The sequence below is a fragment of the Kitasatospora sp. A2-31 genome, from assembly GCF_022288725.1.
Classification (GTDB): Bacteria; Actinomycetota; Actinomycetes; order Streptomycetales; family Streptomycetaceae; genus Kitasatospora.
Genome location: NZ_JAKNTA010000001.1, coordinates 485,888 through 508,527, shown reverse-complemented (window position 1 = coordinate 508,527; position 22,640 = coordinate 485,888). Strand labels below are relative to the sequence as shown.

The window sequence follows — 22,640 nt, the reverse complement described above, 5'->3', positions numbered from 1 at the left end:
GGGGAGGGGCGGGGCGATGACGGACGGCAGCAGAGCGGGGTCGGTCGGCGGGGCGGTCGCGGCCGGCGGCATGTCCGTCGAGCTGCCGATCTGGCGGGCCATCTCGTTCTTCCGGGTCCTGGCGCTCGCCTACGCGGTGCTGCGCTACCTGGACTCCTACCTGGCCTTCCGTCACCCCGTCGCCGGCTGGATCTACTTCGGCGCGCTGACGCTCTGGACGCTGGCCAGCACCCGGGCCTTCGCGGGGCCGCAGCGCTGCACCTGGTACGTGCTGGGCACCGACCTCACCCTCGCCGTCACCGGGATCGTGATGAGCGGGCTGACCGACGATCCCGACCGGATCAGCCACGGCGCGCCCACCCTGCCCACCATCTGGGCGGCCGGCACCGTGCTCGGCTTCGCGGGCAAGGGGGGCTGGCGCTGGGCGGCCGCGGCCGGCTCGGTGATCGGGGTGGCGAACATCCTCGGCCACGGCGGTCCGACCGGTGACAACATCCACAACATCGTGCTGCTGATGCTGGCCGGCTGCGCCATCGGCTACGTGATCGAACTGGCCCGGGCCAGCGAGGCGACGCTCACCCGGGCGCTCCAGGTGGAGGCCGCCACCCGCGAGCGCGAGCGGCTCTCCCGGGACATCCACGACGGCGTGCTCCAGGTGCTCGCGCTGGTCCAGCGGCGCGGCGGCGAGCCCGGCGCGGACTTCGCCGAACTCGGCCGGCTGGCCGGCGAGCAGGAGCGCGCACTGCGGGCGCTGGTGAGCGGCGGTCCGCTGCCGGCCCAGCGCACCCCGCTGGAGCCGCAGGACTTGCGCACCCTGCTCGGACCCTACGCGGACGAGCGGATCACGCTCTCCGCGCCGGGGACCCCGGTGCTGCTGCCGGCCCCGGCGGCGGGCGAGCTGGCCGCCGCGGTCGGGGCCGCGGTGGACAACGTCCGCCGGCACGCCGGGTCCGGGGCCCGGGCCTGGATCCTGGTCGAGGACGAGCCGGACGCCGTCACGGTCAGCATCCGCGACGACGGCCCGGGGTTCGCCCCCGGCCGGCTGGGCGAGGCGGAGCGGGCCGGCCGGCTGGGCGTCTCCCAGTCGATCCGCGGACGCCTGCTGGACCTCGGCGGCACGGCCGAGCTGTACTCGGCGCCCGGGGAGGGCGTCGAGGTCGAACTCCGCGTCCCCAGGAAGGGTTCCGATGACCGACCAGCCGACCACTGACGGGACGACCGCTGACGGGACGACCACCGACCGGGCGACCGCCGACGGGGCGGCGGCCGGCCGGCCGGTACGGGTGATGGTCGTGGACGACCACCCGATGTGGCGCGACGCCGTCTCGCGCGACCTCGCCGAGGCGGGGCTGGACGTGGTGGCCACCGCCGGCGACGGCGAGGAGGCGGTCCGCCGGGCGCGGGCCTGCTCGCCGCAGGTGGTGGTGCTGGATCTCAACCTCCCCGGGCTGTCCGGTGCCGAGGTCTGCCGCCAGGTGGTCGCGCAGGACCCGTCGGTGCGCGTCCTGGTGCTCTCGGCGAGCGGCGAGCACGCCGACGTGCTGGAGGCGGTGAAGTCCGGCGCGACCGGCTACCTGGTGAAGTCGGCCGGCCGGGAGGAACTGCTGGACGCGGTGCGCCGGACGGCCGTGGGCGACGCGGTGTTCACCCCCGGCCTGGCCGGGCTGGTGCTCGGCGAGTTCCGCCGGCTCGCCGCCGAGCCGGCGGCCCCGACCGCGCCCGCGGTGCCGAAGCTGACCGCCCGGGAGACCGAGGTGCTGCGGCTGGTGGCCAAGGGCCTGTCGTACCGTCAGATCGCCGACCGGCTGGTGCTCTCGCACCGCACCGTGCAGAACCACGTCCAGAACACCCTGGGCAAGCTCCAGCTGCACAACCGGGTGGAGTTGGTCCGGTACGCGATCGAGCAGGGCCTGGACGACGGGATCTGAGCGGGGCGCGCCGGCCGGCGCGCCCCGCCCGCCCTCAGCCGCGGACGGCGGCGGCCTCGCGCAGGAGGCCGGCGACGATGTCCACGCCGTTGCGGGTGAGCACGGACTCCGGGTGGAACTGCAGCCCGGCGAAGCCGGCGCCGCGCAGTGCGTGGACGTCGCCGGTCAGCGGGTCGCGGGAGAGCTCGACCCCTTCGGCGGCGAGCCGGGCGGCGTCCTCGTCCGAGGCGCGGGCGGTGAAGGTGTTGTAGAAGCCGACCGTGTGCCGGGTGCCGAAGAGGTCGATCACCTCCTGCGCGCCCTGGAACGGGACGGCCTTGCGGGCCAGCGGCAGCCCGAGCGCGTCGGCGAGCAGCTGGTGGCTCAGGCAGACGGCGAGCAGCGGCGCGGTCCGGGTGCCGGCTCGGGCGGCCGCCAGCGCGTCGGCGACGATCGGGCGGAGCACGGCCATCTTGGCGTCGCCGACGGCCGCCGGGTCGCCCGGACCGGGGCCGAGCACCAGCGGGCCGCGGTGGGCGGCGACCTTCGCGCGCAGGCCGGGCTCGTCGTAGCGGACCACGCCGACCCGGTGCCCGAGCGAGGTCAGCAGGTGGGAGAGCATCGCGGTGAAGGTGTCCTCGCCGTCCACCACCAGGGTCGGCTCGGCCTGGACGGGGACGGCCGGCTGCTGCATCCGCAGCCAGAACGGGGCCAGGCCGGCGCGCCGCGCGTCCAGGGCCGCCTGGACGCGGTGGTCGTCGGCGAGTCGCGGTCCGACCGGGCCCGGGACCCGGGCGGGCGCCGGGCGGGCGCCGATCGCGGTGAGCACACCGGCGGCCTTGGCGTGGGTCTCGGCCACCTCGGAGGCCGGGTCCGAGTGCCGCACCAGGGTCGCGCCGACCCGGACCACCAGCCGGCCGTTGGCCGGGTCGATGTCGGCGGCCCGGATGCAGATCGGCGAGTCGAGCAGCTGGCCGCCGCTGGCGGAGCGGCCGATCAGGGCCAGCGCACCGGCGTAGTAGCCGCGCCCGCCGCGCTCGTAGCGGCTGATCACCCGGGCCGCGTTCTGCACCGGGCTGCCGGTGACGGTGGCGGCGAACATGGTCTCCTTCAGCACCTCGCGGACGTCCAGCGAGGTGCGGCCGCGCAGCTCGTACTCGGTGTGCGCGAGGTGGGACATCTCCTTCAGCCGCGGGCCGAGCACCTGGCCGCCGAGGTCGCCGACGGTGCACATCATCTTGAGCTCCTCGTCGACCACCATGGTGAGCTCCTCCAGCTCCTTGGGGTCGTGCAGGAAGGCGAGCAGCGAGTCGAGGTCGGCGCCGCCGGCCGGATAGCGGTAGGTGCCGGAGATCGGGTTCATCACGACGGTCCCGCCGCTCTGGCGCACGTGCACCTCGGGGGAGGCACCGACCAGGACGCGGTCCCCGGTGTGCACCAGGAAGGTCCAGTAGGCGCCCCGCTCCTGTTCCAGCAGCCGGCGGAAGAGCGAGAGCGCGAGCTCCGGCGGGCAGTGTCCGCCGGCGGCTCCGGCGCCGGCCCCCAGGGTGGCGGTGAAGTCGCGCCGGATCACGAAGTTGGCGCCCTCCCCGCGGCCGATCTCGTCCTCGATCACCCGCCGGACGATCGCGGCGTACTCCTGGTCGTCGATGTCGAACGAACCGCCGGAGAGCGGGACCGGCACCCGCGGGAGCAGCGGGGCGAGCTCGGCCAGCGGGAGGGCGTACTGCTCGGCCACCGAGAGGGCCCGCAGCGGGGTGGCGTCGTCGTGCACCTGGAAGCCGCGCTCGCGGAGCTGGCGGAACGGGACGAGCGCCAGCAGGTCGTGCACCGGGCCGTCGGCGGGGACGCCCTCGCGGACCGGCAGGTCGGCCAGGTGCTCGTAGTCGCCGACGGTGCCCAGGAGCACCTCGACGGTGTCCGGCGCGAGCCGGGGCGTGCGGCGGTGCAGCAGGGCGAAGGCGGGTGCGTCCGGGCCGGTGAGGCGGGCGAGCAGGTCGGCGGCGGTGGTCACGTGCGGCTTCCTTCCGGGTGGAGGGCGGGGTGCGGTGCTGGGTTCCGCTCCCGGGAGGGCCGCCTGGTGATACGCCGACGGCCGCCCCGGGGGGCGGCCGTCGTGTTCGTCTAGGAACGCGCGAGGAGGGGGCCGCCCAAGGGGTCGGCCCACCAGCAGGAGCAGGTGTGCGGCGCGTTCATGCGTCGAGACTAGCCGATGCGACGGACGGGTGAGGCCGGTCACGCGAATGTCCGCGACGTGTCTCATCCCTCGGGCAACGGTCACAAATCGGTTGTCGCACCCCGTAGCCTTGCCGTGTGACCGTGACGAATCCCCACCCCTGGCAGTCCCTGCCCGCGGCGCAGCAGCCTGAATGGCCGGACCAAGAGGCTCTGCGCAAGACCCTTGCCGAGCTCGCCTCGTATCCGCCGCTCGTCTTCGCCGGCGAGTGCGACCAGCTGCGCGCCCGGCTCGGTGCCGTGGCGCGTGGTGAGGCGTTCCTGCTGCAGGGCGGCGACTGCGCCGAGGCCTTCGACGGCGTCTCGGCCGAACACATCCGGAACAAGCTGAAGACCCTGCTGCAGATGGCGGCCGTGCTGACGTACGCCGCCTCGGTGCCCGTGGTGAAGGTCGGCCGGATCGCCGGGCAGTACTCCAAGCCCCGCTCCAAGTCGACCGAGACCCGCGACGGCGTGACCCTGCCGGTCTACCGGGGCGACTCGGTGAACGGCTTCGAGTTCACCCCGGAGTCGCGCATTCCGGACCCGGAGCGCCTGAAGCGGATGTACAACGCGTCCGCCGCGACGCTCAACCTGGTCCGCGCCTTCACCACCGGTGGCTACGCGGACCTGCGCCAGGTGCACGCCTGGAACCAGGACTTCGTGCGCAACTCGCCGGCCGGCCAGCGCTACGAGCAGCTGGCCCGTGAGATCGACAACGCGCTCGCGTTCATGAACGCCTGCGGTGTCGCGCCGGAGGAGTTCAAGACCGTCGAGTTCTACTCCTCGCACGAGGCGCTGGTCCTGGACTACGAGACCGCGCTGACCCGGGTGGACTCGCGCACCGGGGAGCTGTACGACGTCTCCGGCCACATGGTCTGGATCGGTGAGCGCACCCGGCAGCTGGACCACGCGCACATCGAGTTCGCCTCGCGGATCCGCAACCCGATCGGTGTGAAGCTGGGCCCGACCACCACGGTCGACGAGGCGCTCACCCTGATCGAGAAGCTGGACCCGGAGCGCGAGCCCGGCCGGCTCACCTTCATCACCCGGATGGGTGCGGGCAAGATCCGCGACCACCTGCCCACCCTGGTGGAGAAGGTCACCGCCTCGGGCGCGCAGCCGGTCTGGATCTGCGACCCGATGCACGGCAACACCTTCGAGGCCTCCAGCGGCCACAAGACCCGCCGCTTCGACGACGTGCTCGACGAGGTCAAGGGCTTCTTCGAGGTGCACCGGGCCCTCGGCACCCACCCGGGCGGCATCCACGTGGAGCTGACCGGCGACGACGTCACCGAGTGCGTCGGCGGTGGCGACGAGGTGCTGGTCGACGACCTGCACCAGCGCTACGAGACGGCCTGCGACCCGCGGCTCAACCGCAGCCAGTCGCTGGACCTGGCCTTCCTGGTGGCCGAGATGTACCGCGGCGGCCACTGAGCGACGGCGCCCGCTCGGACGAGCGGATGTGAGCGAAGCCTCTCCGGTCTCGGGACATCCGAGGCCGGAGAGGCTTTTTCACGCCCGGCCCATTGGGTAAGGTGAGGCTTAGTGAGCTAAGGCAAGCCTTAGTCAAGATCGTTCCAGGCCGAAGAGGCCCGCACCACCCCGGGAGAGACCGCGATGTACGTGTGCATGTGTCATGCGGTCACCGAGGACCAGGTGAAGAAGGCGATCGACGCCGGGGCCGACACCCCGCGGCAGATCGCCAAGGGCTGCCGGGCCGGCACCGACTGCGGCTCCTGCGTCCGCCGGATACAGGCCCTGCTGGGCGAGCACGGCGCGCGGCCGTGTCCGACCGCCCGGCTCGCCGCCAGGCTGGGGCTCGCCGACCCGGAGGCCGCGCCGTCGGAAGCAGCCCCGGCGGCCCCGTCGGCGCCGCTGCGCGCGGCCTGAGCGGGGCGGCTCAGGACTCGGGCTGCTCGATCAGCTGGGCCAGGTAGAGCGCCTCCCCGAGCTTCTCCAGCAGCTCCAGCTGGGTGTCGAGGTAGTCGATGTGGTGCTCCTCGTCGGCCAGGATGTCCTCGAAGATGTTGGCCGAGGTGATGTCGTTCTTGGCCCGCATCACCACGATCCCGCGCTTGAGCCGGTCGATCGCCTCGACCTCGACCTGGCGGTCCGCCTCGAACATCTCCTTGACGGTCTGGCCGATCCGGACGTGGAAGAGCCGCTGGTAGTTGGGCAGCCCGTCCAGGAAGAGGATCCGGTCGGTGAGCGTCTCGGCGTGCTTCATCTCGTCGAACGACTCGTGCCGGGTGTACTTGGCGAGCTTCGTCCAGCCGAAGTTCTCCTGCATCTTCGCGTGCAGGAAGTACTGGTTGATGGCGGTCAGCTCGGCGGTGAGCTGCTCGTTGAGGAATTCGATGACCTCTGCGTCGCCCTTCATGGCGGCTGCCTTCCTGCTGTGCGTCCGGATCCTCGGCCGTACCTCCCGGCTGCACGCATCCTGGCACCGGGATGGGAAGAAATTCCAGTAAGTTCACACTCACTAGGACATGTGTCGGAATATCCGATTTGGGTTGATCCTTGGCCCGTACGGGCGGGCGCACAGCCCCGGAAAGGGGCGCGCGCCGGGCGTCGCCCGCCGTCTGTCACCATGGAGCCATGGGTCAGTCCGAACGAGAACCGCTGCCGTCGTCTGACCCCAGGCTCCCACCCGGCCAGCGCCGACAGCGCGGATGGCCGGCCCTGCACTACGGTCCGGTGCCCCGCTTCAAGCCGCTGACCTGGGACTTCCAGGTGTTCGGTGCGACCGCCTCGGCGGAGAAGCACAGCTGGGACTTCGCGGGTTTCACCGCCCTGCCGCGCACCACCGTCCGTGGCGACCTGCACTGCGTCACCCGGTTCTCGCTGCTCGGCAACGAGTGGACGGGTGTGCCGGCGTCCGAGGTGCTGCAGCGGGTGCCGCCGGCGCCGGGCGTCACCCATGTGATGGTCTGGGCCGAGTACGGCTACAGCGCCAACCTGCGGCTGACCGACTTCGCCGACCCGTCGGCCGTCTTCGCCACCCACCGCAACGGCGAGCCGCTGAGCGCCGAGCACGGTTTCCCGGTCCGCCTGGTCGTGCCGCACCTGTACGCCTGGAAGGGCCCCAAGTGGGTCCGGGCGGTCGAGTACATGCGGGCCGACCGGCGCGGCTTCTGGGAGGAACGCGGCTACCACAACCTCGCCGACCCGTGGCGCGAGCAGCGCTACTCCTACCAGGAGGAGCCCGGCGACGGCCCGCTGCGCTAGGCGGGTCCGACCGTTCCCGCCGGGCCCGTCCGGCCTACAGGAACGGGAAGGTGACCGTCACCACGGTGCGCTGCGCGCGGCGCTCGCCCGCGGCGGGGGACTGGCTGGACACCTTGCCGGTGCCGAAGAGGTTGACCCCGCTGCTCTGCATCACGAACCCTGCGGCCTGCAGCGTCCGCGCGGCGTCGTCCTTGGACATCCCGGTCACGTCCGGGACCGGCACCATGCCCTTGCTGACCACCAGCGAGACCGGCGTGTTCTCCGGCACCTGCTGCCCCGCCGCCGGGGAACTGCTGATCACCGCGCCCTCGGCCACCGCGTCGTTGTACGTCTCGCTCACCCCGCCGCGCGCCAGCTGGGCGCCGGCCAGGGCGGCGGCGGCCTGGTCGGCCGGCTTCCCTGCCAGCTCGGGCACGGCGATCCGCTTCGGGCCCCGGGAGACGGTGACGCCGACGGCGTCGCTCTTGCGGGCCCGGGCGCCGACCCCCGGGTCGGTGGAGATGACCTGCCCGGCCGGGACGGTCTCGCTGTAGACCTCGGTGAACCGCCCGTGCATGCCCGCGCCGTCCAGGATCCGCTGCGCCTCGGCCCGGTCCTTGCCGAGCACGCTCGGCACCGTCGTGTAGAGCGCGGAGGAGAGCGCGTACGTGGCGCCGCCGACCAGCAGCACCAGGGCGGTCAGGACGGAGGTCCAGATCAGCGGCCTGCGGGGGAGGCGGCGCAGCCGGCCCGGCCGCGGGGGGCGGCCCGGCGGGGGCGGCTCGTCGTAGGGACGCGGCTCGGCGAGCAGCTGCTCCATCACCTCCGGCGGGACGTCCAGCACGCTGGTCCGCTCCACCGGCGGCGCGGGTACGGCGGGCTGGATCACCGAAGTCGGCTCGCTGGTCGGGTACTGCGGGCTGGGCCGGGTGGAGGCCGGCGGCTCGGCGTCCAGCTGGGCCGGAGTGAGCGTGCGGCGCACCCGCTGGAGGGCGGCCAGCAGCTCGACCGCGTCGTACGGCCGGCCCTGCGGGTCACGGGAGCAGGCGGCGGCCACTATCGCGTCCAGCTCGGGGACGACGTTCGGCACGGCGAGGGACGGCGCGGGGACGTCCTCGTGCAGGTGGCGGTACATGACCTGGACCGGGTTCTCGCCGGTGTGCGGGCGGTGGCCGGTGAGCATCTCGTAGAGCAGGATGCCGGCCGCGTAGACGTCGACCCGCTGGTCGGTGGGGGCGCCCGGGCGGATCTGCTCGGGGGCCAGGTAGGAGACGGTGCCGAGCACGGTGCCGGTGGTGGCGGTGCCCGACGTCGCCGCGCCGTCCCCCGCGTCGAGCAGCCGGACCAGGCCGAAGTCGGCGACCTTGACCAGGCCGCCGTCGGTGATCAGCACGTTCTCCGGCTTGACGTCGCGGTGGACCAGGCCGGCCCGGTGGGCGGCGCCGAGCGCGGCCAGCACCGGCTCCAGGACGTCCAGCGCGGCCCGGATGGACAGCGCGCCGCGGTCGCGCAGCAGGTCGCGCAGGGTGCGGCCGGGCACGTACTCCATGGCGAGGAAGACGGTGCCGCCGTCGGCGCCCTGGTCGAAGACGTTGACCACGTTGGGGTGCGCGAGCCGGGCGACCGCCTTGGCCTCGCGGATGAACCGGCCGGTGAAGCCCTCGTCGCCGGCCAGCGAGGGGTGCATCACCTTGAGTGCGACGATCCGGTCGAGCCGGGTGTCGGTGCCCTTGTAGACGGTGGACATCCCGCCGGACGCGATGCGCTGCTCGACCCGGTAGCGGCCGTCGAGGAGGGATCCGATCAGGGGGTCGTGCAGTGCCATGTCCGCCTTGTCCACCCGGCGAGTCTAGTGGCGGGGCCCGGGCACGGCGCCGCCCCCGGGGGCGCGCGCCTGGCTTCGTGGCCGGGCTGTGACAGTGCGAGGGTTCCGCGCGCGCCCGTTCCGGGCGGCCGGCCTCCGACGCACCGGCGGCCGGGGCCCGCGGTGGAGGGCGCCCCCCACCGCGGGCCCCGGCCGCCGGCCCCCGCTCCGTCAGAACGCCGGGTGCTCGCGGGTGTCCAGGTCGGCCCGGCCGGCCATCGCCGAGGAGGCCTCCGCGTGGAAGCGGCGCGGGATGCGGCCGGCCCGGTGGGCGAGCCGGCCGGCCTCGGTGGCGTGCCGCATCGCCTCGGCCATCAGCACCGGGTCCTGGGCGCGGGTCACCGCGGAGGCGAGCATGACGGCGGAGCACCCGAGCTCCATCGCCAGCGCGACGTCCGAGGCGGTGCCGGCGCCGGCGTCCAGGATGACCGGGACGCCGGCGCTCTCCACGATCAGCTGGAAGTTGTGCGGATTGCGGATGCCCAGGCCGGAGCCGATCGGCGAGCCCAGCGGCATGATCGCCGCGCAGCCGACGTCCTCCAGCTTCCGGGCCAGCACCGGGTCGTCGTTGGTGTAGGGCAGCACGGTGAAGCCGTCGTCGACCAGCGTCTCGGCGGCGTCGAGCAGCTCGATGGGGTCCGGCAGCAGGGTCCGCTCGTCGGCGATGACCTCCAGCTTCACCCAGTCGGTGCCGAGCGCCTCGCGGGCCAGCCGGGCCGTCAGCACGGCCTCGCCGGCGGTGAAGCAGCCGGCCGTGTTGGGCAGCACCCGGATGCCGTTGCGGGTCAGGACGTCCAGGACCGAGCCCTGGGTGCCGGGGTCGACCCGTCGCATCGCCACGGTGGTCAGCTCGGTGCCGGAGATCCGCAGTGCCTGCTCCAGCACCTCCAGGCTGGGGGCGCCACCGGTGCCCATGATCAGGCGGGAGCCGAAGGCCGTCCCGGCGATGGTGAGGAAGTCCTTGTCGTCGAGGGTGGTGTCGGCCATCGGTCAGCCCCCCTGGACGGCGGTGAGGATCTCGATCCGGTCGCCCGCCGAGAGCCGCGTGTCCGGCCACGAACTGCGCGGTACCACGGTCTCGTTGAGCGCGGCGGCGACGCCGGACCGGGCCTTGCTCAGGGTGGCCACCACTTCGGCGAGCGTGGTCGCTGCGGGCACCTCGCGAGGCCGGCCGTTGACGGTGAGGGGGATGTCGCTCATGCGGGGACCTTCGTGGTGAAGCGAGTGGGGGAGAAGGGCTCGGCGAGGGCCGGGAGGGTGCCGGTGGCCAGGTACTCGGCGAGCAGGTCGGCGGTCACCGGGGTGAGCAGCACGCCGTTGCGGTAGTGGCCGGTCGCGGCGACCAGGCCGGGCAGGGCGGTCGGCCCGAGCAGCGGCGCGTTGTCCGGCGAACCCGGGCGGAGTCCGGCGGTGGTCTCCACCAGCGGCAGCTCGGTGATCCCGGGGACCAGGTCGTGGGCGTCGCGCAGCAGCTCGTAGACGCCGCCGGCGGTGACGGTGGTGTCGTAGCCCTGCTCCTCGCTGGTCGCGCCGACCACCAGCTCGCCGTTCTCGCGCGGGACCAGGTAGAGGTGCTGCCCGCGCACCACCGCGCGGACGTTGCGGGACAGGAACGGCCGGTACGGCTCGGGGATGCGCAGCCGCAGGATCTGGCCCTTCACCGGGCGGATCGCCGGCAGCACGCCCGGTGGCAGGCCGGGCAGCCGGTGGCTGTGCGGGCCGGCGGCGAGCACGGTCCGCCCGGCCGTCACCACCTCCCCGGTGGCCAGCCGGGCGCCGACCGCCCGGTCGTGCTCGACCAGCAGCTCGACCGCCTCGGCGCGGTGCACGACGACGCCCGCGGCTTCGCAGGCCCGCAGCAGCGCGCTCAGCAGCCGGCGGCCGTCCACCTGGTGGTCGTCGGCGACGTGCAGGCCGCCCTGGACGCCGGGCGCCAGCATCGGTTCCAGCTTGCGGGCCTCCCGCCCGGTCAGCCACTGCGAGTCCAGGCCGAGCCGCCGGTGGAAGGCGTGCAGCTCGCGCAGCTCCTCGCGGTCGTCGGAGTCGAGCGCGACGGCCAGCGTGCCGCAGCGCCGGTAGCCGGTGTCCGCGCCGCCGCCCGCCTCGGCGAGCTCGGCCGCGAAGTCGGCGTACCGCTCGTTCGAGGCCATCCCGAGGCGCAGCAACGGCTCCTCGCCGTACTGGAGTTCGGTCACCGGGGCGAGCATGCCGGCCGCGACCCGGGCGGCGCCGCCACCGGGGTCCGGATCGACCACGCACACGCGCCCGACCCCGCGCTGCGCCGCCCGCCAGGCGACGGCGAGGCCGATGACGCCGCCGCCGATCACCAGCACGTCGGCGCGGGTGCCCGCTGCCAAGCGTGTCAAAGTCGCTTCTCCCTTCGCCGGTATGACCCGGATCAGGTTCGGACGGTCGCGGGCCGTGCCAGCCCGCCTCTCAGCCCGGTACGCCGGGCTCCCGTGATGGTGCCACCACCTTAGACCGAGCCCGGTCACGGCTGAAGGCGCGTACGAGGGGTGGGACCGGCCCGGCCGCCGCACCGCACACCAGTACAGTGACGGGCGTGGCAGATCTGAGCGGAACGGATCAGGTGGTCGTGGTCGGGGCCGGGCTGGCCGGGGCGCAGTGCGCTTCCGGGCTGCGGCGCGGCGGCTGGCAGGGGCGGATCGTCCTGGTCGGAGAGGAGCCGCACGCCCCGTACGACCGGCCGCCGCTCTCGAAGGAGGTCCTGCTGGGCAAGGCCGACGCCACCCCGCTGGACATCGACTTCCCGCACCTCGGCATCGAGGTGCACGCCGGCCGCCGGGCCACCGGGCTGACCCCGGGCGTGCTGCACACCGACGGCGGCGACCTGCCGTACGGCGCGCTGGTGATCGCCACCGGCGCCGCCCCGCGGGTGCTGCCGGGCGCCGAGCGCGCGCACCTGCTGCACACCCTGGACGACGCGCTGGCGCTGCGGGCCCTGCTCCGCCCGGGCCTGCGGCTGGTGCTGGTCGGTGCCGGCTGGATCGGCGCCGAGGTGGCCTCCGCGGCCCGCGCGGCCGGCTGCCGGGTCACCGTGGTGGAGGCGGGCCCGGCGCCGGTGCCCGGCGCGCTGCCGGTCGCGGTCGGCAGCGCGATGGCCGCCTGGTACGCCGAGGCCGGGGTGGAACTGCGGTGCGACGCGGCCGTGGCGGCCGTCGAGCCCGGTGCGGTGCTGCTGGCGGACGGCTCGCGCCTGCCGGCCGACGAGGTGGTGGTCGGCATCGGCGTCCGCCCGGCGACCGACTGGCTGGCCGGCTCCGGTGTCGAGCTGGACGCGGCCGGCGCCGTCGTGGTCGACGACCGGCTGCGCACCAGCCTGCCCGGCGTCTTCGCGGCCGGCGACTGCGCGAACTACCCGTCCGCCCGCGCCGGCGCCCGGCTGACCGTCCAGCACTGGGACCACGCGCTGCAGTCCGGCCAGGCCGCGGCCGCCTCGGTGCTCGGCGCGGACGCGCCCTACGACCCGGTGCCGTACTTCTGGTCGGAGCAGTTCGGCCGGACGGTGCAGTACGTCGGCCGGCACGGCGCGGGGGACGATCAGGTCTGGCGCGGCTCGCCGCAGGACCCGACCTGGGCGGTGCTCTGGCTGCGCGACGGCGCGCTGCGGGCCGTGCTCACGGTGGACCGCCCGCGCGACCTCACCCAGGCCCGCCGGCTGGTCGAGCGCGGCGCGGTGCTGGACCCGGCCCGGGCGGCGGACCCGTCGGTGCCGCTGAAGGCGGCCGTCGCGGGGTAGGGCCGGCCAGCGCGAGCGGCCGGTTGGTGCGCCGCGGGCCGCGGAGGTGGCAGTCTGGTGCCGTGAGTGAGATCGAAGCCAAGATTGAGTCCCTGGTCCCCGAGTGGCTGTACCTGCCCGACATCTCCGAGCGGTGGGGCGTCGTGGTCACCGAGGTCCGCAACATGGTCAAGAAGGGTGACCTGATCGCGGTCCGCCGCGGCCCGAACAAGTCGCTGCAGGTGCCGGCGGCCTTCATCGACGACGCCGGCCCGGTCAAACACCTGGTCGGCACGCTGACCGTGCTGCGCGACAGCGGCTTCAGCGACGAGGAGATCCTGGAGTGGATGTTCACCGAGGACCCGTCGCTGCCCGGTACCCCGGTCCAGGCGCTCTGGGAGAACCGTGCGACCGAGGTGAAGCGCCGCGCCCAGGCGATGGCGCTGTGACCACCGCGACGCCCGGCGCGGCGGCCCGCGCCCGGCTCGCCGACGCCCGGCTCTACCTGTGCACCGACGCCCGCCGCGAGCAGGGCGACCTCGCCGAGTTCCTGGACGCCGCGCTGGCCGGCGGGGTGGACGTCGTCCAGCTCCGCGACAAGGGCCTGGAGGCCAGGCAGGAGCTGGCCGCGCTGGAGGTGTTCGCCGACGCCTGCCGTCGCCACGGCAAGCTGCTCGCCGTCAACGACCGGGCCGACGTCGCGCACGCCGCCCGCCCGGACGTGCTGCACCTGGGCCAGGACGACCTGCCGGTGCCGGCCGCCCGCGCCGTCCTCGGCGAGGACGTGATCATCGGCCGTTCGTGCCACGCCGAGTCCGAGGTGGACGCGGCGATCGCCGAGCCGGGCGTGGACTACTTCTGCACCGGCCCGGTCTGGCCCACCCCGACCAAGCCGGGCCGCCACGCGCCGGGCCTCGGCCTGGTCGGGTACGCCGCGAAGCAGCCCACCGACCGGCCGTGGTTCGCGATCGGCGGCATCGACCTGGGCAACCTGGACGAGGTGCTGGCCGCAGGCGCCCGCCGGATCGTGGTGGTCCGCGCGATCACCGCCGCGGACGACCCGCAGGCGGCCGCCGCCGAGCTCGCCCGCCGCCTGCGCGCCTGACCCCACGGGGCCCGTCCTCGAACCCCCGCTCGCGGGGGTTCGAGGGCCACCGCGACCGGCGGCCCCGGGCCCGCCGCCGTCCCGGCCGGTACGTCTCAGTACTTGCGGACGGTGGCGGCCTCGGCCAGCGCCAGCAGCACCTCGCGGGCCCGCTCGTCGGCGAGCGGAGCCGCCTCCAGCGCGGCGAGCGACTGGCGCATCAGCTCGGCGATCCGCTGCTCCACCCGCTCGGGCGCTCCGCTGCGCTCGATCAGGCCGCGCAGCCGGTCCACCTCCTCGGGTGCGAGGTCCGGCGCGCCGAGCCGCTCGTCCAGGTGGCGGGCGTCGGCGGCCGGGAGGTCGCGCATCGCGTGGGCGACCAGCAGGGTCCGCTTGCCCTCGCGCAGGTCGTCACCGGCCGGCTTGCCGGTGACCGCCGGGTCGCCGAAGACGCCCAGCAGGTCGTCCCGGAGCTGGAACGCCTCGCCCAGCGGCAGGCCGAACGCCCCGTACGCCTCGACCAGCCCGGTCGGGGCGCCGGCGAGCAGCGCGCCGACCTGCAGCGGCCGCTCGATGGTGTACTTGGCCGACTTGTAGTGCAGCACCGTCTGCGCCCGTTCCAGCGCGCCCCCGTCGGCGGAGTCGCCGGCGACCGGCTCCAGCACGTCCAGGTACTGGCCGACCATGACCTCGGTGCGCATCAGGTCGAACATCGGCTTGGCGGCCAGCACCGCGGCCGGGTCGAGCCCGGAGCGCAGGAACAGCTCGTCGCACCAGATCAGCAGCAGGTCGCCGAGCAGCACCGCGGCCGAGGCGCCGTACTGCTCGCGGTCGCCGCGCCACCCGTGTTCGCGGTGCAGCGCCTCGAAACGGCGGTGCACCGAGGGCAGACCGCGCCGGGTGTCGCTGCGGTCCATCAGGTCGTCGTGGACGAGCGCGCTGGCCTGCAGCAGCTCCAGGGCCGCGGCCGCGTTGGCGATGCCCTCGCCGGCCGCCGGGCCGCCCGCCCCGCGCCAGCCCCAGTAGCAGAACGCCGGGCGCAGCCGCTTGCCGCCGTCGAGCAGGAAGTCGCGCAGGGCCTCGGTTGCGGGGGCCAGCCGGGGCGAGATCTTGCCGAGCAGGGCCGACTGGCCGTCCATGAAGCCGGCCAGGGCGGCGTTGACGCGCTCGCGCACGTCCTCCACGTCAATCGGGTTGGCCGGCCGGGGGCTGGACGAGGTCACGATGAGGCTCCGGGGGTTTCGCTGGGGTGCAGCAAGCCTAGCCGGGCGGCCGGGAACACCCGTACGGAGCAGTGCCCGCGGGGCTGATCCGCCCGGTCCCGGTCCGGGCCGGGGGGCGGGGCCGCCCTGTCCGCGAGCCGGTCCGGACGGCCGCGGGGCGGATGCGGAACGGTGTCCACCGCTTGTCTCAATAGCTGGGATCGAGTTGTCCGGGCCGTGCGACCGGTGGTTAACCTGCCAGCATGGCACTCGGCATCGCTTCCACCAGAACCGACCGCGCGTTGACGGTCCGCGAGCTTCTGGCGGCCGGCAAGCGGTCCTTCTCCTTCGAGTTCATGCCCCCGCGCACCGAGGTCGGCGAACAGCGCCTCTGGGACGCCATCCGCAGGCTCGAACCGCTCGACCCCAACTTCGTCTGCATGACGTACGGGGCCGGCGGCTCCTCGCGCGAGCGCACCGTCAACATGGTCGGCCGGATCGCCACCGAGACCACCCTGACGCCCGTCGCGCACCTGACCGCGGTCGACCACTCGGTCGCCGAGCTGCGCAACATCATCGGCCAGTACGCCGACCAGGGCGTCCGCAACGTCCTCGCGGTGCGGGGCGACCCGCCCGGCGACCCGATGGGCGAGTGGGTCAGCCATCCGGAGGGCGTCACCTACGCGTACGAGCTGGTGGAGCTGATCAAGGGGATCGGCGACTTCTGCGTGGGCGTCGCGGCCTCGCCGAACATGCACCCGCGGTCGACCAACTGGGACGACGACATCCGGCACTTCGTGGCCAAGATCCGGTCCGGCGCCGACTACGCGATCACCCAGATGTTCTTCGAGGTCGACGACTACCTGCGGCTGCGGGACCGGGTCGCCGCGGCCGGCTGCCACGCGCCGATCATCCCGGAGATCATGCCGGTCACCAACGCCAAGCAGCTGGAGCGCTTCCCGCAGCTGAGCGGCTCGGCCTTCCCGGCCGAGCTGGAGGCCCGGCTGCGGGCCGCGATCGACGACCCGGCGGCGCTGCGCGAGATCGGCATGGAGCACGCCACCGCGATGTCCGAGCGGCTGCTCGCGGAGGGTGCCCCCGGCCTGCACTTCATCACGCTCAACCACTCCACCGCGACGCTGGAGATCTACCAGAACCTGGGCCTGCACCGGCGTTGACCTGCCCCGCGTACCCGCCGCCCCGGCCCCGCGGCCGCCCGGGGCGGCCGGGAACGCGATGCGGTACCCCGGCCGTTGAACGGGTACAGTCGCCGCACACGCGCGGCGCGCGCGGGCACGCGACTGGAGGTAGCGGGCGGATGGGCATCGGGTACCTGCTGCTGTACGTCGCGTTGGCGGTGGTGGCGCTCTGGCTGGTGGCCGAGCTGCTGCTGCAGAACCGGGCTCCGCTGCACTGGCGCGGGCTGGCCCTGGTCGGCTTCCTCGGCGTGGTCGGCGGCATGACCCTGGGCTCCGTCGTGGTGATCGGCGCCGGCGCCGCGCTGTTCGCGGTCGGCCAGACCTTCGTCACCCTCTCCGTGAAGCGCGGCTACGCGACCGGCTGGTCGCTGCGCGCGGCCGACGGCAGCCTGCCCGGCCCGCTCGCCAAGGTGCCGCTGCTCGGCGCGCTGACCGGCGGCGGCGCGGCGGTCGCGGCCACCGCGGTGGCGGTGGAGCGGATCGGCACGGTCAGCGAGGTGGAGCCGACCACCGAGCCGGAGCCGTCCGACGAGGACCTCCCGGCCGTCGAGCAGACCGCCGCCTTCGAGATGCAGGAGCTCACGGCGGACGGCGTCTACTCCTCCTCCTACTACGAGCAGCAGGCGCAGGCCGAGACCCAGCTCCAGGCCCAGGTCCAGCACCAGCCGGACCCGTACGCGGACGCCTACCAGTCCGGCTACGACCCGGCCGCCCAGCAGGTCCAGCAGCAGGCCTGGGACCAGCAGGTCCAGCAGCAGTGGCAGGCCCAGCAGCAGCCGGCCTTCGCCTACGACCAGGGCTACGGCGGCTACCCGCAGCAGCCCCTCCAGCCGGACCCGTACGGCGGCTACCAGCAGCAGGTGGACCCGTACGGCGGGTACCAGCAGCAACCCGCCCAGCAGTACGGCTACGACCAGCAGCAGTGGCAGCCCCAGCAGCCCGACCTGCAGCAGCCGCAGCAGGGCATCCCGCACCAGCCGCAGTACGACTACGGCTACCAGCAGCCGAACACCTGGCAGCAGCAGGGCTGACCCGCGGGCGCGGGCCGGGCCCGCACGCCGCCCGGCCGGATCCCGGGGCCGGATCCCGAGCCGGCCTCAGGCCGGGCCGACGAGGCCGGCCACGATGCAGGCCGACATCCCGACGCGGGCCAGCCCGCCGCCGGGGTGGGCGGCGCCGCCGATCAGACGGAGGCCGGGCACCGGCGACTCGGTGGCGAGCTGCAGCCAGTCCCCGCCGCGTCCGGCGAGGGCCGGCCGGTGCACGGCGCCGCCGAACGCCGCGGTCTCCCGGCGGGTGTCCTCGGGCGTCCGGACGACCCGCCACAGCACCCGCTCGCGCAGGCCGAGACCGGCCGCGTCGACGTGCTCCAGCAGCCGGTCCGCGTAGCGCTCGGAGACGCCCGGCGCCGTCCAGTCGACGTCGCCCTGCACCGGGACGGTGGCGGTGAGCACGACGGTCTCGTGGTCGTCGTCGGGACGCAGCGCCGGGTCGTCCGGGCGCAGCACCTGCACCGTCGGACGTTCGCAGAGGCCGGCCGAGCGGGTCAGCGCGTCGATCTCCCGCGCCGGGACGGCGGCGTGCACCACGGTGCGGTGCGCGGTGCCCGCGGGCCGGGCCCCGCGCAGGGCGAGCAGGACGACGAACCGCCCCGTGAGCACCTCGGAGTGCCCCCCCACCTGCGGATCGCCGCCGGGCCACTGCGCGACCCGGTCGTGGAACAGCGTCCGGGCGTCCATGGAGGAGATCACCAGGTCGGCCTCGACGGGGCCCTCGGCGGTCTCCACGCCGCACGCGCGGCCGTCCTTCTCCAGCACCCTCGTGACCGGGGTGCCGAAGCGGAACTCCACTCCGCGCTGCTCGCACCGCCGGTGGACGGCGCCGGCCAGCGCGCGGATGCCGCCCTTGACGTACCAGACGCCGAAGGACAGCTCCATGTACGGCAGCACGGTCGCGCCGGCGGGTGCGGTGTCGGGGACGAAACCGAACCGCAGGGCGTGTTCGTTCAGCAACGCGGTCAGGCCCGGGTGGCCGCCCAGCTGGTGCCGCGCCACGTCGGCGAGGGTCCACTCGCGCGGGCCGCGCAGCCGGGCGAGCAGTCCGCGCTGCGGCGGGACGGGGTAGGGGTCGGTGTGCAGTGCCGTGCGGTCGGCCGGGAGCGGCTCCTCCAGCAGCGGGCGACGGGTGGCCTCCCAGACCGTGCGGCCGTGGTTCATCACCTCGGCCCACCGGGCGCCCGCACCGGGACCGAACGCGCCGTCCAGCGCCTGGACGACGCCGCCCCGGGAGGCGTTGGGCAGCACCAGGTCGGTGCCGTCGGGCAGCAGGTGGCGGCTCTCCGGGTCGACCGGGGCCAGCTCGACCAGCTGCTCCAACGGCTCCTTGCCGGTCTTCAGCGCGAGGTCGCGGTAGACCGCCGGCAGGGTGAGCAGGCCGGGGCCGGTGTCGAAGGCGAAGCCGTCCCGCTCGTAGCGGCCGACCATGCCGCCGTACGTGGCGCCCGCCTCGCAGACCGTCACCCGGTGTCCCAGGGTCGCCAGCCGGGAGGCCGCCGCGAGCCCGCTCATTCCTGCGCCGATGATGACGATCCGTGCCATGGCCCGAATCCTATGGCCGGGCTGCGGGCACCCCCGCCGCCGGTGCCGCCCGGCCGGCCGCCCGGGCGGCCTTCCGCTCGCGCCGGCGGGCCCGGAAGGCGCGGATCCGGTTGATCGCGAACCAGACCAGCAGCAGGCCCGCGGCCAGCAGGACGGCGGCGAGCGAGGCGGCCAGCCACGGGTGGAAGATCGCCAGGGTGACCAGGCCGGCCACCGCCAGGTCCTCGGCCAGGCTGACCGCGATGTTGCTCGCGGGCTCGGGAGAGGTGTTCACCGCCATCCGCAGCGAGGCCTTCACCAGGTGGCTGACCAGTGCGGTGGTGCCGCCCATCGCCCCCGCCGCGACCTCGCCCAGCGAGCCCGGATCGGCGCTCGCGAGCAGCGCCCCGACCGTCGCGCCGGCGATGGGGCGGACCACGGTGTGGACGGCGTCCCAGAGGCTGTCCACGTACGGGATCTTGTCGGCCACCGCCTCCAGCAGGAACAGGACGGCCGCGGCGGCCAGCACGTCGGTGCGCTCCAGCGCGGGCGGCACCGAGTCGGCCCCGCCGAACCGGCCCAGCAGGCCGAGCAGCAGGACCACCGCGTAGGCGTTGATCCCGCTGGCCAGTCCGCTGGTGAAGATCAGCGGCACGATCGTCATCCGGTCCTCCTCGACGGGGCGGGTGCCGGATCCGTCCGGCCCGCCGTACCGTACCGGGACGCCGGAGCCGTGCTCGTCGGTTCCCGGGGCCCGCCGAGTGAGTACGGATACTCAGAACCGCACTTGAGTACCCGAGCGGATGGCCCCCGACCTGCGGAGACGGGAGAGTGGTGGGCACCGGGAGGCGGCGCGTCGGGCGCCGCGCCCGGGGCTGCGGACACGTGGCGGCGCCGGTTCACGGGGACGGCGGCCGCCACCGGCGGGTCCGCACCGGAGCCGGCCGCAGGCGCGCACCGCCGACACGGGGCGGCGGAGCGGGTCAGGGGGGACCGGCGACCCGGGGAATCCGAAGCGCCGCCCGCGGGGGGACGGCGGTTCGGCGGGTGCGGGGCGGCAGGACGCGGACCGGCGGAGGGAGACGGTCGGCGGCTGCCGCCCGCACGCACGTCCGGGGGCGGCCCGGGGACTGCCCCGGGCCGCACCCGACGCATTGTCAGTGGCGCCGTTCACCATGGAGGAGCACGGGCCGTCCGGCCCGCGCGCTGCCTCGGAACGGGGGAGACCATGACCATCGGCCACCCTGAGAACGTCACCGCCCGCCTCCACTCCGCCGCCCATCGCCCGGGCTCCCACCGCCCGTCCGCCGCCGCCCCGGCCGGTGCCGACGTCCACCCGGTGCTGCGCCGGGTCGCCGCCCCGCCGGCCGCACTCGACCTGCTCGCCGAGGCGCACCGCACCCTCGCCCGGGCTCGCGCCCTGGAGGACCCGCTGGAGCGCTACGCGGCCGCCCACCTGGCCGCGCTGCGCACGGTCGCGGCCGTGCTCGCCGTCCGCGGCCGGCCGGAGAAGAGCGCCCGGCGGCGGCAGGCCATCCGCAGCGCCTGGGAGGTCCTGCCCGAGGCCGCGCCCGAGCTCGCCGAGTGGGCGCCCTACTTCGCGGCGGGCGCACGCCGCCGGGCCGCCGCGGAGGCCGGGATCACGGGGGCGGCCTCGGCCCGTGACGCCGACGACCTGATCCGCAACTGCGCGCTCTTCCTCCGTCTGGTCGAGCGGCTGCTCGGGCTGCACCCGGTGCCGCCCGCACCGCGGCTGCCACTGGACGGCGAGGCCGCCGGCGACCCGGATCCCCGGGGGTGACCGGCGGCACCGGGGCGCACCGACCGGTCTAAGGTGGAGGCCATCCGATCGATCTGCCGAGGAGCCCCGCCTTGTACCCGACGCGTCCCCGCAGCGCCCTGCGTACCGCCGTGGTCTGGGAGGTGGTGCGCGCAGCCCTGGAGAAGCGGGCGGCCGAGCTGGACCAGCCGGTGTTGGACGTGGTCGACACCGGCGGCGGCACCGGCAACTTCGCCGTCCCGGTCGCCCGGCTGGGCCACCGCGTCACCGTCGTCGACCCGAGCCCCGACGCGCTGTTCGCGCTGGAGCGCCGGGCCGCCGAGGCCGGCGTGACCGACCTGGTGCGCGCCGTCCAGGGCGACACCCAGACGCTGCCCGAGCTGATCGCCCCCGGCAGCGTGGACGCGGTGCTCTGCCACGGCGTGCTGGAGGTCGTGGACGACCCGGCCGAGGCGCTCGGCAGCCTGGCCGCCACCCTGCGCCGCGGCGGCTTCGTCAGCCTGCTGGCCGCCAACCGCAACGGTGCGGTGCTCGCCCGCGCGCTCGGGGGCCACTTCAACGACGCCCGCACGGTGCTGGACGCCCCCGACGGCCGCTGGGGCGGGAACGACCCGATGCCGCGCCGCTTCACCGGCGACGAGCTCGACCGGCTGGCCGTCGGCGCCGGTCTGCGGGTGGACTCGGTGCACGGCGTCCGGGTCTTCGCCGACCTGGTGCCGGGCGTCCTGGTGGACACCGAGCCGGGGGCGCTGGAGGCGCTGCTCAAGCTGGAGGAGGCCGCCGCCGGACAGCCGGCGTTCCACGCGGTGGCGACCCAGCTCCACCTGCTGGCCACCCTGGCGTGACCCGGCGATGAGCAGGGGGGGCGGCCCTGCGCCGGCCTCCGTCCGGTCGGCCGCGGGGGCACGCCCCTGCACCTCGGCTCCGCCTCCGCTCCCCGCCGGATCCGTGCCGTCCCCGCCGGAGCTGCCCAGCTCCGGACCCATTCCAGGGGATCGGGCACTTGTCCGGGCCGGACGGCGTTGAGTCCAGTGCGGCGCGGACCGTCCCATGCGGCCCGTCCCGCGCGTGGTCGACCACCCCGGAACGGGCCCGTGGACCGTATGATCTGGGTAAAGCCGGAAAGCATGACAGCCGGACGCTCGGGGCATATGGACGACACGGGCCCGGGCCCCCGCACAGGCGTCCGACCGCGCGTTCTCATGGCTGATTGGACTTGCCTCCCCGACCGGGGCGGCGGACCGGTCGCACCCGCGACCGACGAGTAGGAGGACTCCGTGCCGCTCTCGGAGCACGAGCAGCGACTGCTCGACCAGATGGAGCGAGCGCTGTATGCCGAAGATCCCAAATTCGCGTCGGCGCTCGAGGGAACCGGGCTGCGCACCTACACCCGTCGGCGGGTCTACCTGGCCGTCGGAGGCTTCGTGGTGGGTGTCGGCCTGCTGATGGGCGGCATGGTCGTCCCCGACCAGATCTGGGTCAGCGTCGTCGGGTTCCTGGTGATGCTGGGGTGTGCGGTCTTCGCTCTGACGGGTTGGCGCCGGGGTTCCGCAGGTCAGGCCGCCGGCCCCCGGCCGGCCGCCGCTCCGCGCCGCAAGGCGGGGATGATGGACCGGGTGGAGCAGCGCTGGCAGCGACGCAGGGACGAGCAGACCGGCGGGTTCTGAGCGGCCCCGCGGCCCCCGCGGCCCCCGCCGTACGAACCGGGCGGAACCGGGCCTCACGAACGCCGAGAGGGCGGGCAGTCGATCCGACTGCCCGCCCTCGGCGTTTGCGAGCGCTTTCGGGCCCCTACCACCCGTGAGCGGGGTCCTGCACCCGGTCCGGGACCGGAGCCGCGGCGGCTCCGGTCCCGGCTGCCCGGT

General features: G+C 74.8%; 22 protein-coding genes and 1 riboswitch. Of the genes, 13 read left to right on the top strand and 9 right to left on the bottom strand.

What is annotated here, in order from left to right; all coding sequences use genetic code 11:
* The first annotated feature begins 16 nt into the window (after window positions 1-16).
* Window positions 17-1,210, top strand: coding sequence for a MacS family sensor histidine kinase (macS, locus tag MCM47_RS02255; RefSeq protein ID WP_238740401.1), 1,194 nt, complete (start codon window positions 17-19; stop codon window positions 1,208-1,210).
* Between the two features lie 76 nt (window positions 1,211-1,286).
* The gene (locus tag MCM47_RS02250) at window positions 1,287-1,928 is read left to right on the top strand and encodes a response regulator transcription factor (RefSeq protein ID WP_238741475.1); all 642 of its coding nucleotides are present in this window, start codon (window positions 1,287-1,289) and stop codon (window positions 1,926-1,928) included.
* Between the two features lie 34 nt (window positions 1,929-1,962).
* Here the strand turns inward: MCM47_RS02250 and MCM47_RS02245 are convergent, their stop codons facing one another.
* Entirely contained in the window at window positions 1,963-3,921 is a 1,959-nt protein-coding gene (locus tag MCM47_RS02245; protein ID WP_238740399.1) for an anthranilate synthase family protein, read from the bottom strand.
* 299 nt (window positions 3,922-4,220) lie between these two features.
* Here MCM47_RS02245 and MCM47_RS02240 point away from each other — a divergent pair, with 299 nt between their 5' ends.
* Window positions 4,221-5,558, top strand: a complete 1,338-nt coding sequence (locus MCM47_RS02240) for a class II 3-deoxy-7-phosphoheptulonate synthase (protein WP_238740397.1) — start codon at window positions 4,221-4,223, stop codon at window positions 5,556-5,558.
* 183 nt (window positions 5,559-5,741) lie between these two features.
* A complete protein-coding gene (locus tag MCM47_RS02235; RefSeq protein WP_238740395.1) occupies window positions 5,742-6,014 on the top strand; it encodes a bacterioferritin-associated ferredoxin in 273 nt (90 codons plus the stop codon).
* 10 nt (window positions 6,015-6,024) lie between these two features.
* On the opposite strand, the gene bfr is transcribed toward MCM47_RS02235, so the two are convergent.
* The gene (gene bfr / locus MCM47_RS02230; protein WP_238740393.1) at window positions 6,025-6,504 is read right to left on the bottom strand and encodes a bacterioferritin; all 480 of its coding nucleotides are present in this window, start codon (window positions 6,502-6,504) and stop codon (window positions 6,025-6,027) included.
* Between the two features lie 218 nt (window positions 6,505-6,722).
* Here bfr and MCM47_RS02225 point away from each other — a divergent pair, with 218 nt between their 5' ends.
* Entirely contained in the window at window positions 6,723-7,352 is a 630-nt protein-coding gene (locus MCM47_RS02225; protein WP_238740391.1) for a sulfite oxidase-like oxidoreductase, read from the top strand.
* 34 nt (window positions 7,353-7,386) lie between these two features.
* Here the strand turns inward: MCM47_RS02225 and pknB are convergent, their stop codons facing one another.
* The 4 genes from pknB to thiO form a co-directional block, all read right to left on the bottom strand.
* Window positions 7,387-9,171 carry a Stk1 family PASTA domain-containing Ser/Thr kinase gene (pknB, locus tag MCM47_RS02220; protein ID WP_238740389.1) on the bottom strand — a complete coding sequence of 595 codons (1,785 nt, stop codon included), beginning with the start codon at window positions 9,169-9,171 and terminating at the stop codon, window positions 7,387-7,389.
* A 195-nt stretch (window positions 9,172-9,366) separates the two neighbouring features.
* Window positions 9,367-10,182 carry a thiazole synthase gene (locus MCM47_RS02215; RefSeq protein ID WP_238740387.1) on the bottom strand — a complete coding sequence of 272 codons (816 nt, stop codon included), beginning with the start codon at window positions 10,180-10,182 and terminating at the stop codon, window positions 9,367-9,369.
* 3 nt (window positions 10,183-10,185) lie between these two features.
* A complete protein-coding gene (gene thiS / locus MCM47_RS02210) occupies window positions 10,186-10,395 on the bottom strand; it encodes a sulfur carrier protein ThiS (protein WP_238740385.1) in 210 nt (69 codons plus the stop codon).
* Window positions 10,392-11,552 carry a glycine oxidase ThiO gene (thiO, locus tag MCM47_RS02205; protein ID WP_238740383.1) on the bottom strand — a complete coding sequence of 387 codons (1,161 nt, stop codon included), beginning with the start codon at window positions 11,550-11,552 and terminating at the stop codon, window positions 10,392-10,394. The genes thiS and thiO overlap by 4 nt, the downstream gene beginning before the upstream one ends.
* 1 nt (window position 11,553) lies before the next feature.
* Window positions 11,554-11,666: riboswitch (TPP riboswitch) on the bottom strand.
* A gap of 83 nt (window positions 11,667-11,749) precedes the next feature.
* On the opposite strand from thiO, the gene MCM47_RS02200 reads away from it, so the two are divergent.
* From MCM47_RS02200 to thiE, 3 genes are all read left to right on the top strand, one after another.
* The gene (locus MCM47_RS02200; RefSeq protein WP_238740381.1) at window positions 11,750-12,955 is read left to right on the top strand and encodes an FAD-dependent oxidoreductase; all 1,206 of its coding nucleotides are present in this window, start codon (window positions 11,750-11,752) and stop codon (window positions 12,953-12,955) included.
* A 62-nt stretch (window positions 12,956-13,017) separates the two neighbouring features.
* Entirely contained in the window at window positions 13,018-13,383 is a 366-nt protein-coding gene (locus tag MCM47_RS02195) for an Rv2175c family DNA-binding protein (protein ID WP_238740379.1), read from the top strand.
* Window positions 13,380-14,039, top strand: coding sequence for a thiamine phosphate synthase (gene thiE / locus MCM47_RS02190; RefSeq protein ID WP_238740377.1), 660 nt, complete (start codon window positions 13,380-13,382; stop codon window positions 14,037-14,039). The genes MCM47_RS02195 and thiE overlap by 4 nt, the downstream gene beginning before the upstream one ends.
* A gap of 95 nt (window positions 14,040-14,134) precedes the next feature.
* Here thiE and MCM47_RS02185 read toward each other — a convergent pair whose 3' ends face one another.
* Window positions 14,135-15,241 (bottom strand): polyprenyl synthetase family protein, encoded by a 1,107-nt coding sequence (locus MCM47_RS02185; protein WP_238740375.1) that lies wholly within the window; start codon window positions 15,239-15,241, stop codon window positions 14,135-14,137.
* Window positions 15,242-15,483: 242 nt separating this feature from the next.
* Here MCM47_RS02185 and metF point away from each other — a divergent pair, with 242 nt between their 5' ends.
* Window positions 15,484-16,398: a methylenetetrahydrofolate reductase [NAD(P)H] gene (gene metF, locus MCM47_RS02180; protein WP_238740373.1), complete on the top strand. Its 915-nt coding sequence runs from the start codon at window positions 15,484-15,486 to the stop codon at window positions 16,396-16,398.
* A 140-nt stretch (window positions 16,399-16,538) separates the two neighbouring features.
* The gene (locus MCM47_RS02175) at window positions 16,539-17,450 is read left to right on the top strand and encodes a hypothetical protein (RefSeq protein ID WP_238740371.1); all 912 of its coding nucleotides are present in this window, start codon (window positions 16,539-16,541) and stop codon (window positions 17,448-17,450) included.
* A 66-nt stretch (window positions 17,451-17,516) separates the two neighbouring features.
* Here the strand turns inward: MCM47_RS02175 and MCM47_RS02170 are convergent, their stop codons facing one another.
* Both MCM47_RS02170 and MCM47_RS02165 read right to left on the bottom strand, forming a co-directional pair.
* Window positions 17,517-19,016: an NAD(P)/FAD-dependent oxidoreductase gene (locus tag MCM47_RS02170; RefSeq protein ID WP_238740368.1), complete on the bottom strand. Its 1,500-nt coding sequence runs from the start codon at window positions 19,014-19,016 to the stop codon at window positions 17,517-17,519.
* Window positions 19,017-19,026: 10 nt separating this feature from the next.
* Window positions 19,027-19,659 carry a DUF4126 domain-containing protein gene (locus MCM47_RS02165; protein WP_238740366.1) on the bottom strand — a complete coding sequence of 211 codons (633 nt, stop codon included), beginning with the start codon at window positions 19,657-19,659 and terminating at the stop codon, window positions 19,027-19,029.
* Window positions 19,660-20,223: 564 nt separating this feature from the next.
* On the opposite strand from MCM47_RS02165, the gene MCM47_RS02160 reads away from it, so the two are divergent.
* The 3 genes from MCM47_RS02160 (at window position 20,224) to MCM47_RS02150 (ending at window position 22,442) form a co-directional block, all read left to right on the top strand.
* Window positions 20,224-20,796: an SAV_6107 family HEPN domain-containing protein gene (locus MCM47_RS02160; protein WP_238740364.1), complete on the top strand. Its 573-nt coding sequence runs from the start codon at window positions 20,224-20,226 to the stop codon at window positions 20,794-20,796.
* A 71-nt stretch (window positions 20,797-20,867) separates the two neighbouring features.
* The gene (locus MCM47_RS02155) at window positions 20,868-21,620 is read left to right on the top strand and encodes a methyltransferase domain-containing protein (protein ID WP_238740363.1); all 753 of its coding nucleotides are present in this window, start codon (window positions 20,868-20,870) and stop codon (window positions 21,618-21,620) included.
* Window positions 21,621-22,052: 432 nt separating this feature from the next.
* Window positions 22,053-22,442: a DUF3040 domain-containing protein gene (locus tag MCM47_RS02150; RefSeq protein ID WP_238740362.1), complete on the top strand. Its 390-nt coding sequence runs from the start codon at window positions 22,053-22,055 to the stop codon at window positions 22,440-22,442.
* The last annotated feature ends 198 nt before the right edge of the window (window positions 22,443-22,640 follow it).

Bases quoted from the DNA above. Each gene is read 5' to 3' on its own strand.
- macS (WP_238740401.1), top strand. From the start codon at position 17: ATGACGGACGGCAGCAGAGCGGGGTCGGTCGGCGGGGCGGTCGCGGCC.
- MCM47_RS02250 (WP_238741475.1), top strand. From the start codon at position 1,287: ATGGTCGTGGACGACCACCCGATGTGGCGCGACGCCGTCTCGCGCGAC.
- MCM47_RS02235 (WP_238740395.1), top strand. From the start codon at position 5,742: ATGTACGTGTGCATGTGTCATGCGGTCACCGAGGACCAGGTGAAGAAG.
- bfr (WP_238740393.1), bottom strand. From the start codon at position 6,504: ATGAAGGGCGACGCAGAGGTCATCGAATTCCTCAACGAGCAGCTCACC.
- MCM47_RS02225 (WP_238740391.1), top strand. From the start codon at position 6,723: ATGGGTCAGTCCGAACGAGAACCGCTGCCGTCGTCTGACCCCAGGCTC.
- MCM47_RS02215 (WP_238740387.1), bottom strand. From the start codon at position 10,182: ATGGCCGACACCACCCTCGACGACAAGGACTTCCTCACCATCGCCGGG.
- thiS (WP_238740385.1), bottom strand. From the start codon at position 10,395: ATGAGCGACATCCCCCTCACCGTCAACGGCCGGCCTCGCGAGGTGCCC.
- metF (WP_238740373.1), top strand. From the start codon at position 15,484: ATGGCACTCGGCATCGCTTCCACCAGAACCGACCGCGCGTTGACGGTC.
- MCM47_RS02175 (WP_238740371.1), top strand. From the start codon at position 16,539: ATGGGCATCGGGTACCTGCTGCTGTACGTCGCGTTGGCGGTGGTGGCG.
- MCM47_RS02170 (WP_238740368.1), bottom strand. From the start codon at position 19,016: ATGGCACGGATCGTCATCATCGGCGCAGGAATGAGCGGGCTCGCGGCG.
- MCM47_RS02165 (WP_238740366.1), bottom strand. From the start codon at position 19,659: ATGACGATCGTGCCGCTGATCTTCACCAGCGGACTGGCCAGCGGGATC.
- MCM47_RS02160 (WP_238740364.1), top strand. From the start codon at position 20,224: ATGACCATCGGCCACCCTGAGAACGTCACCGCCCGCCTCCACTCCGCC.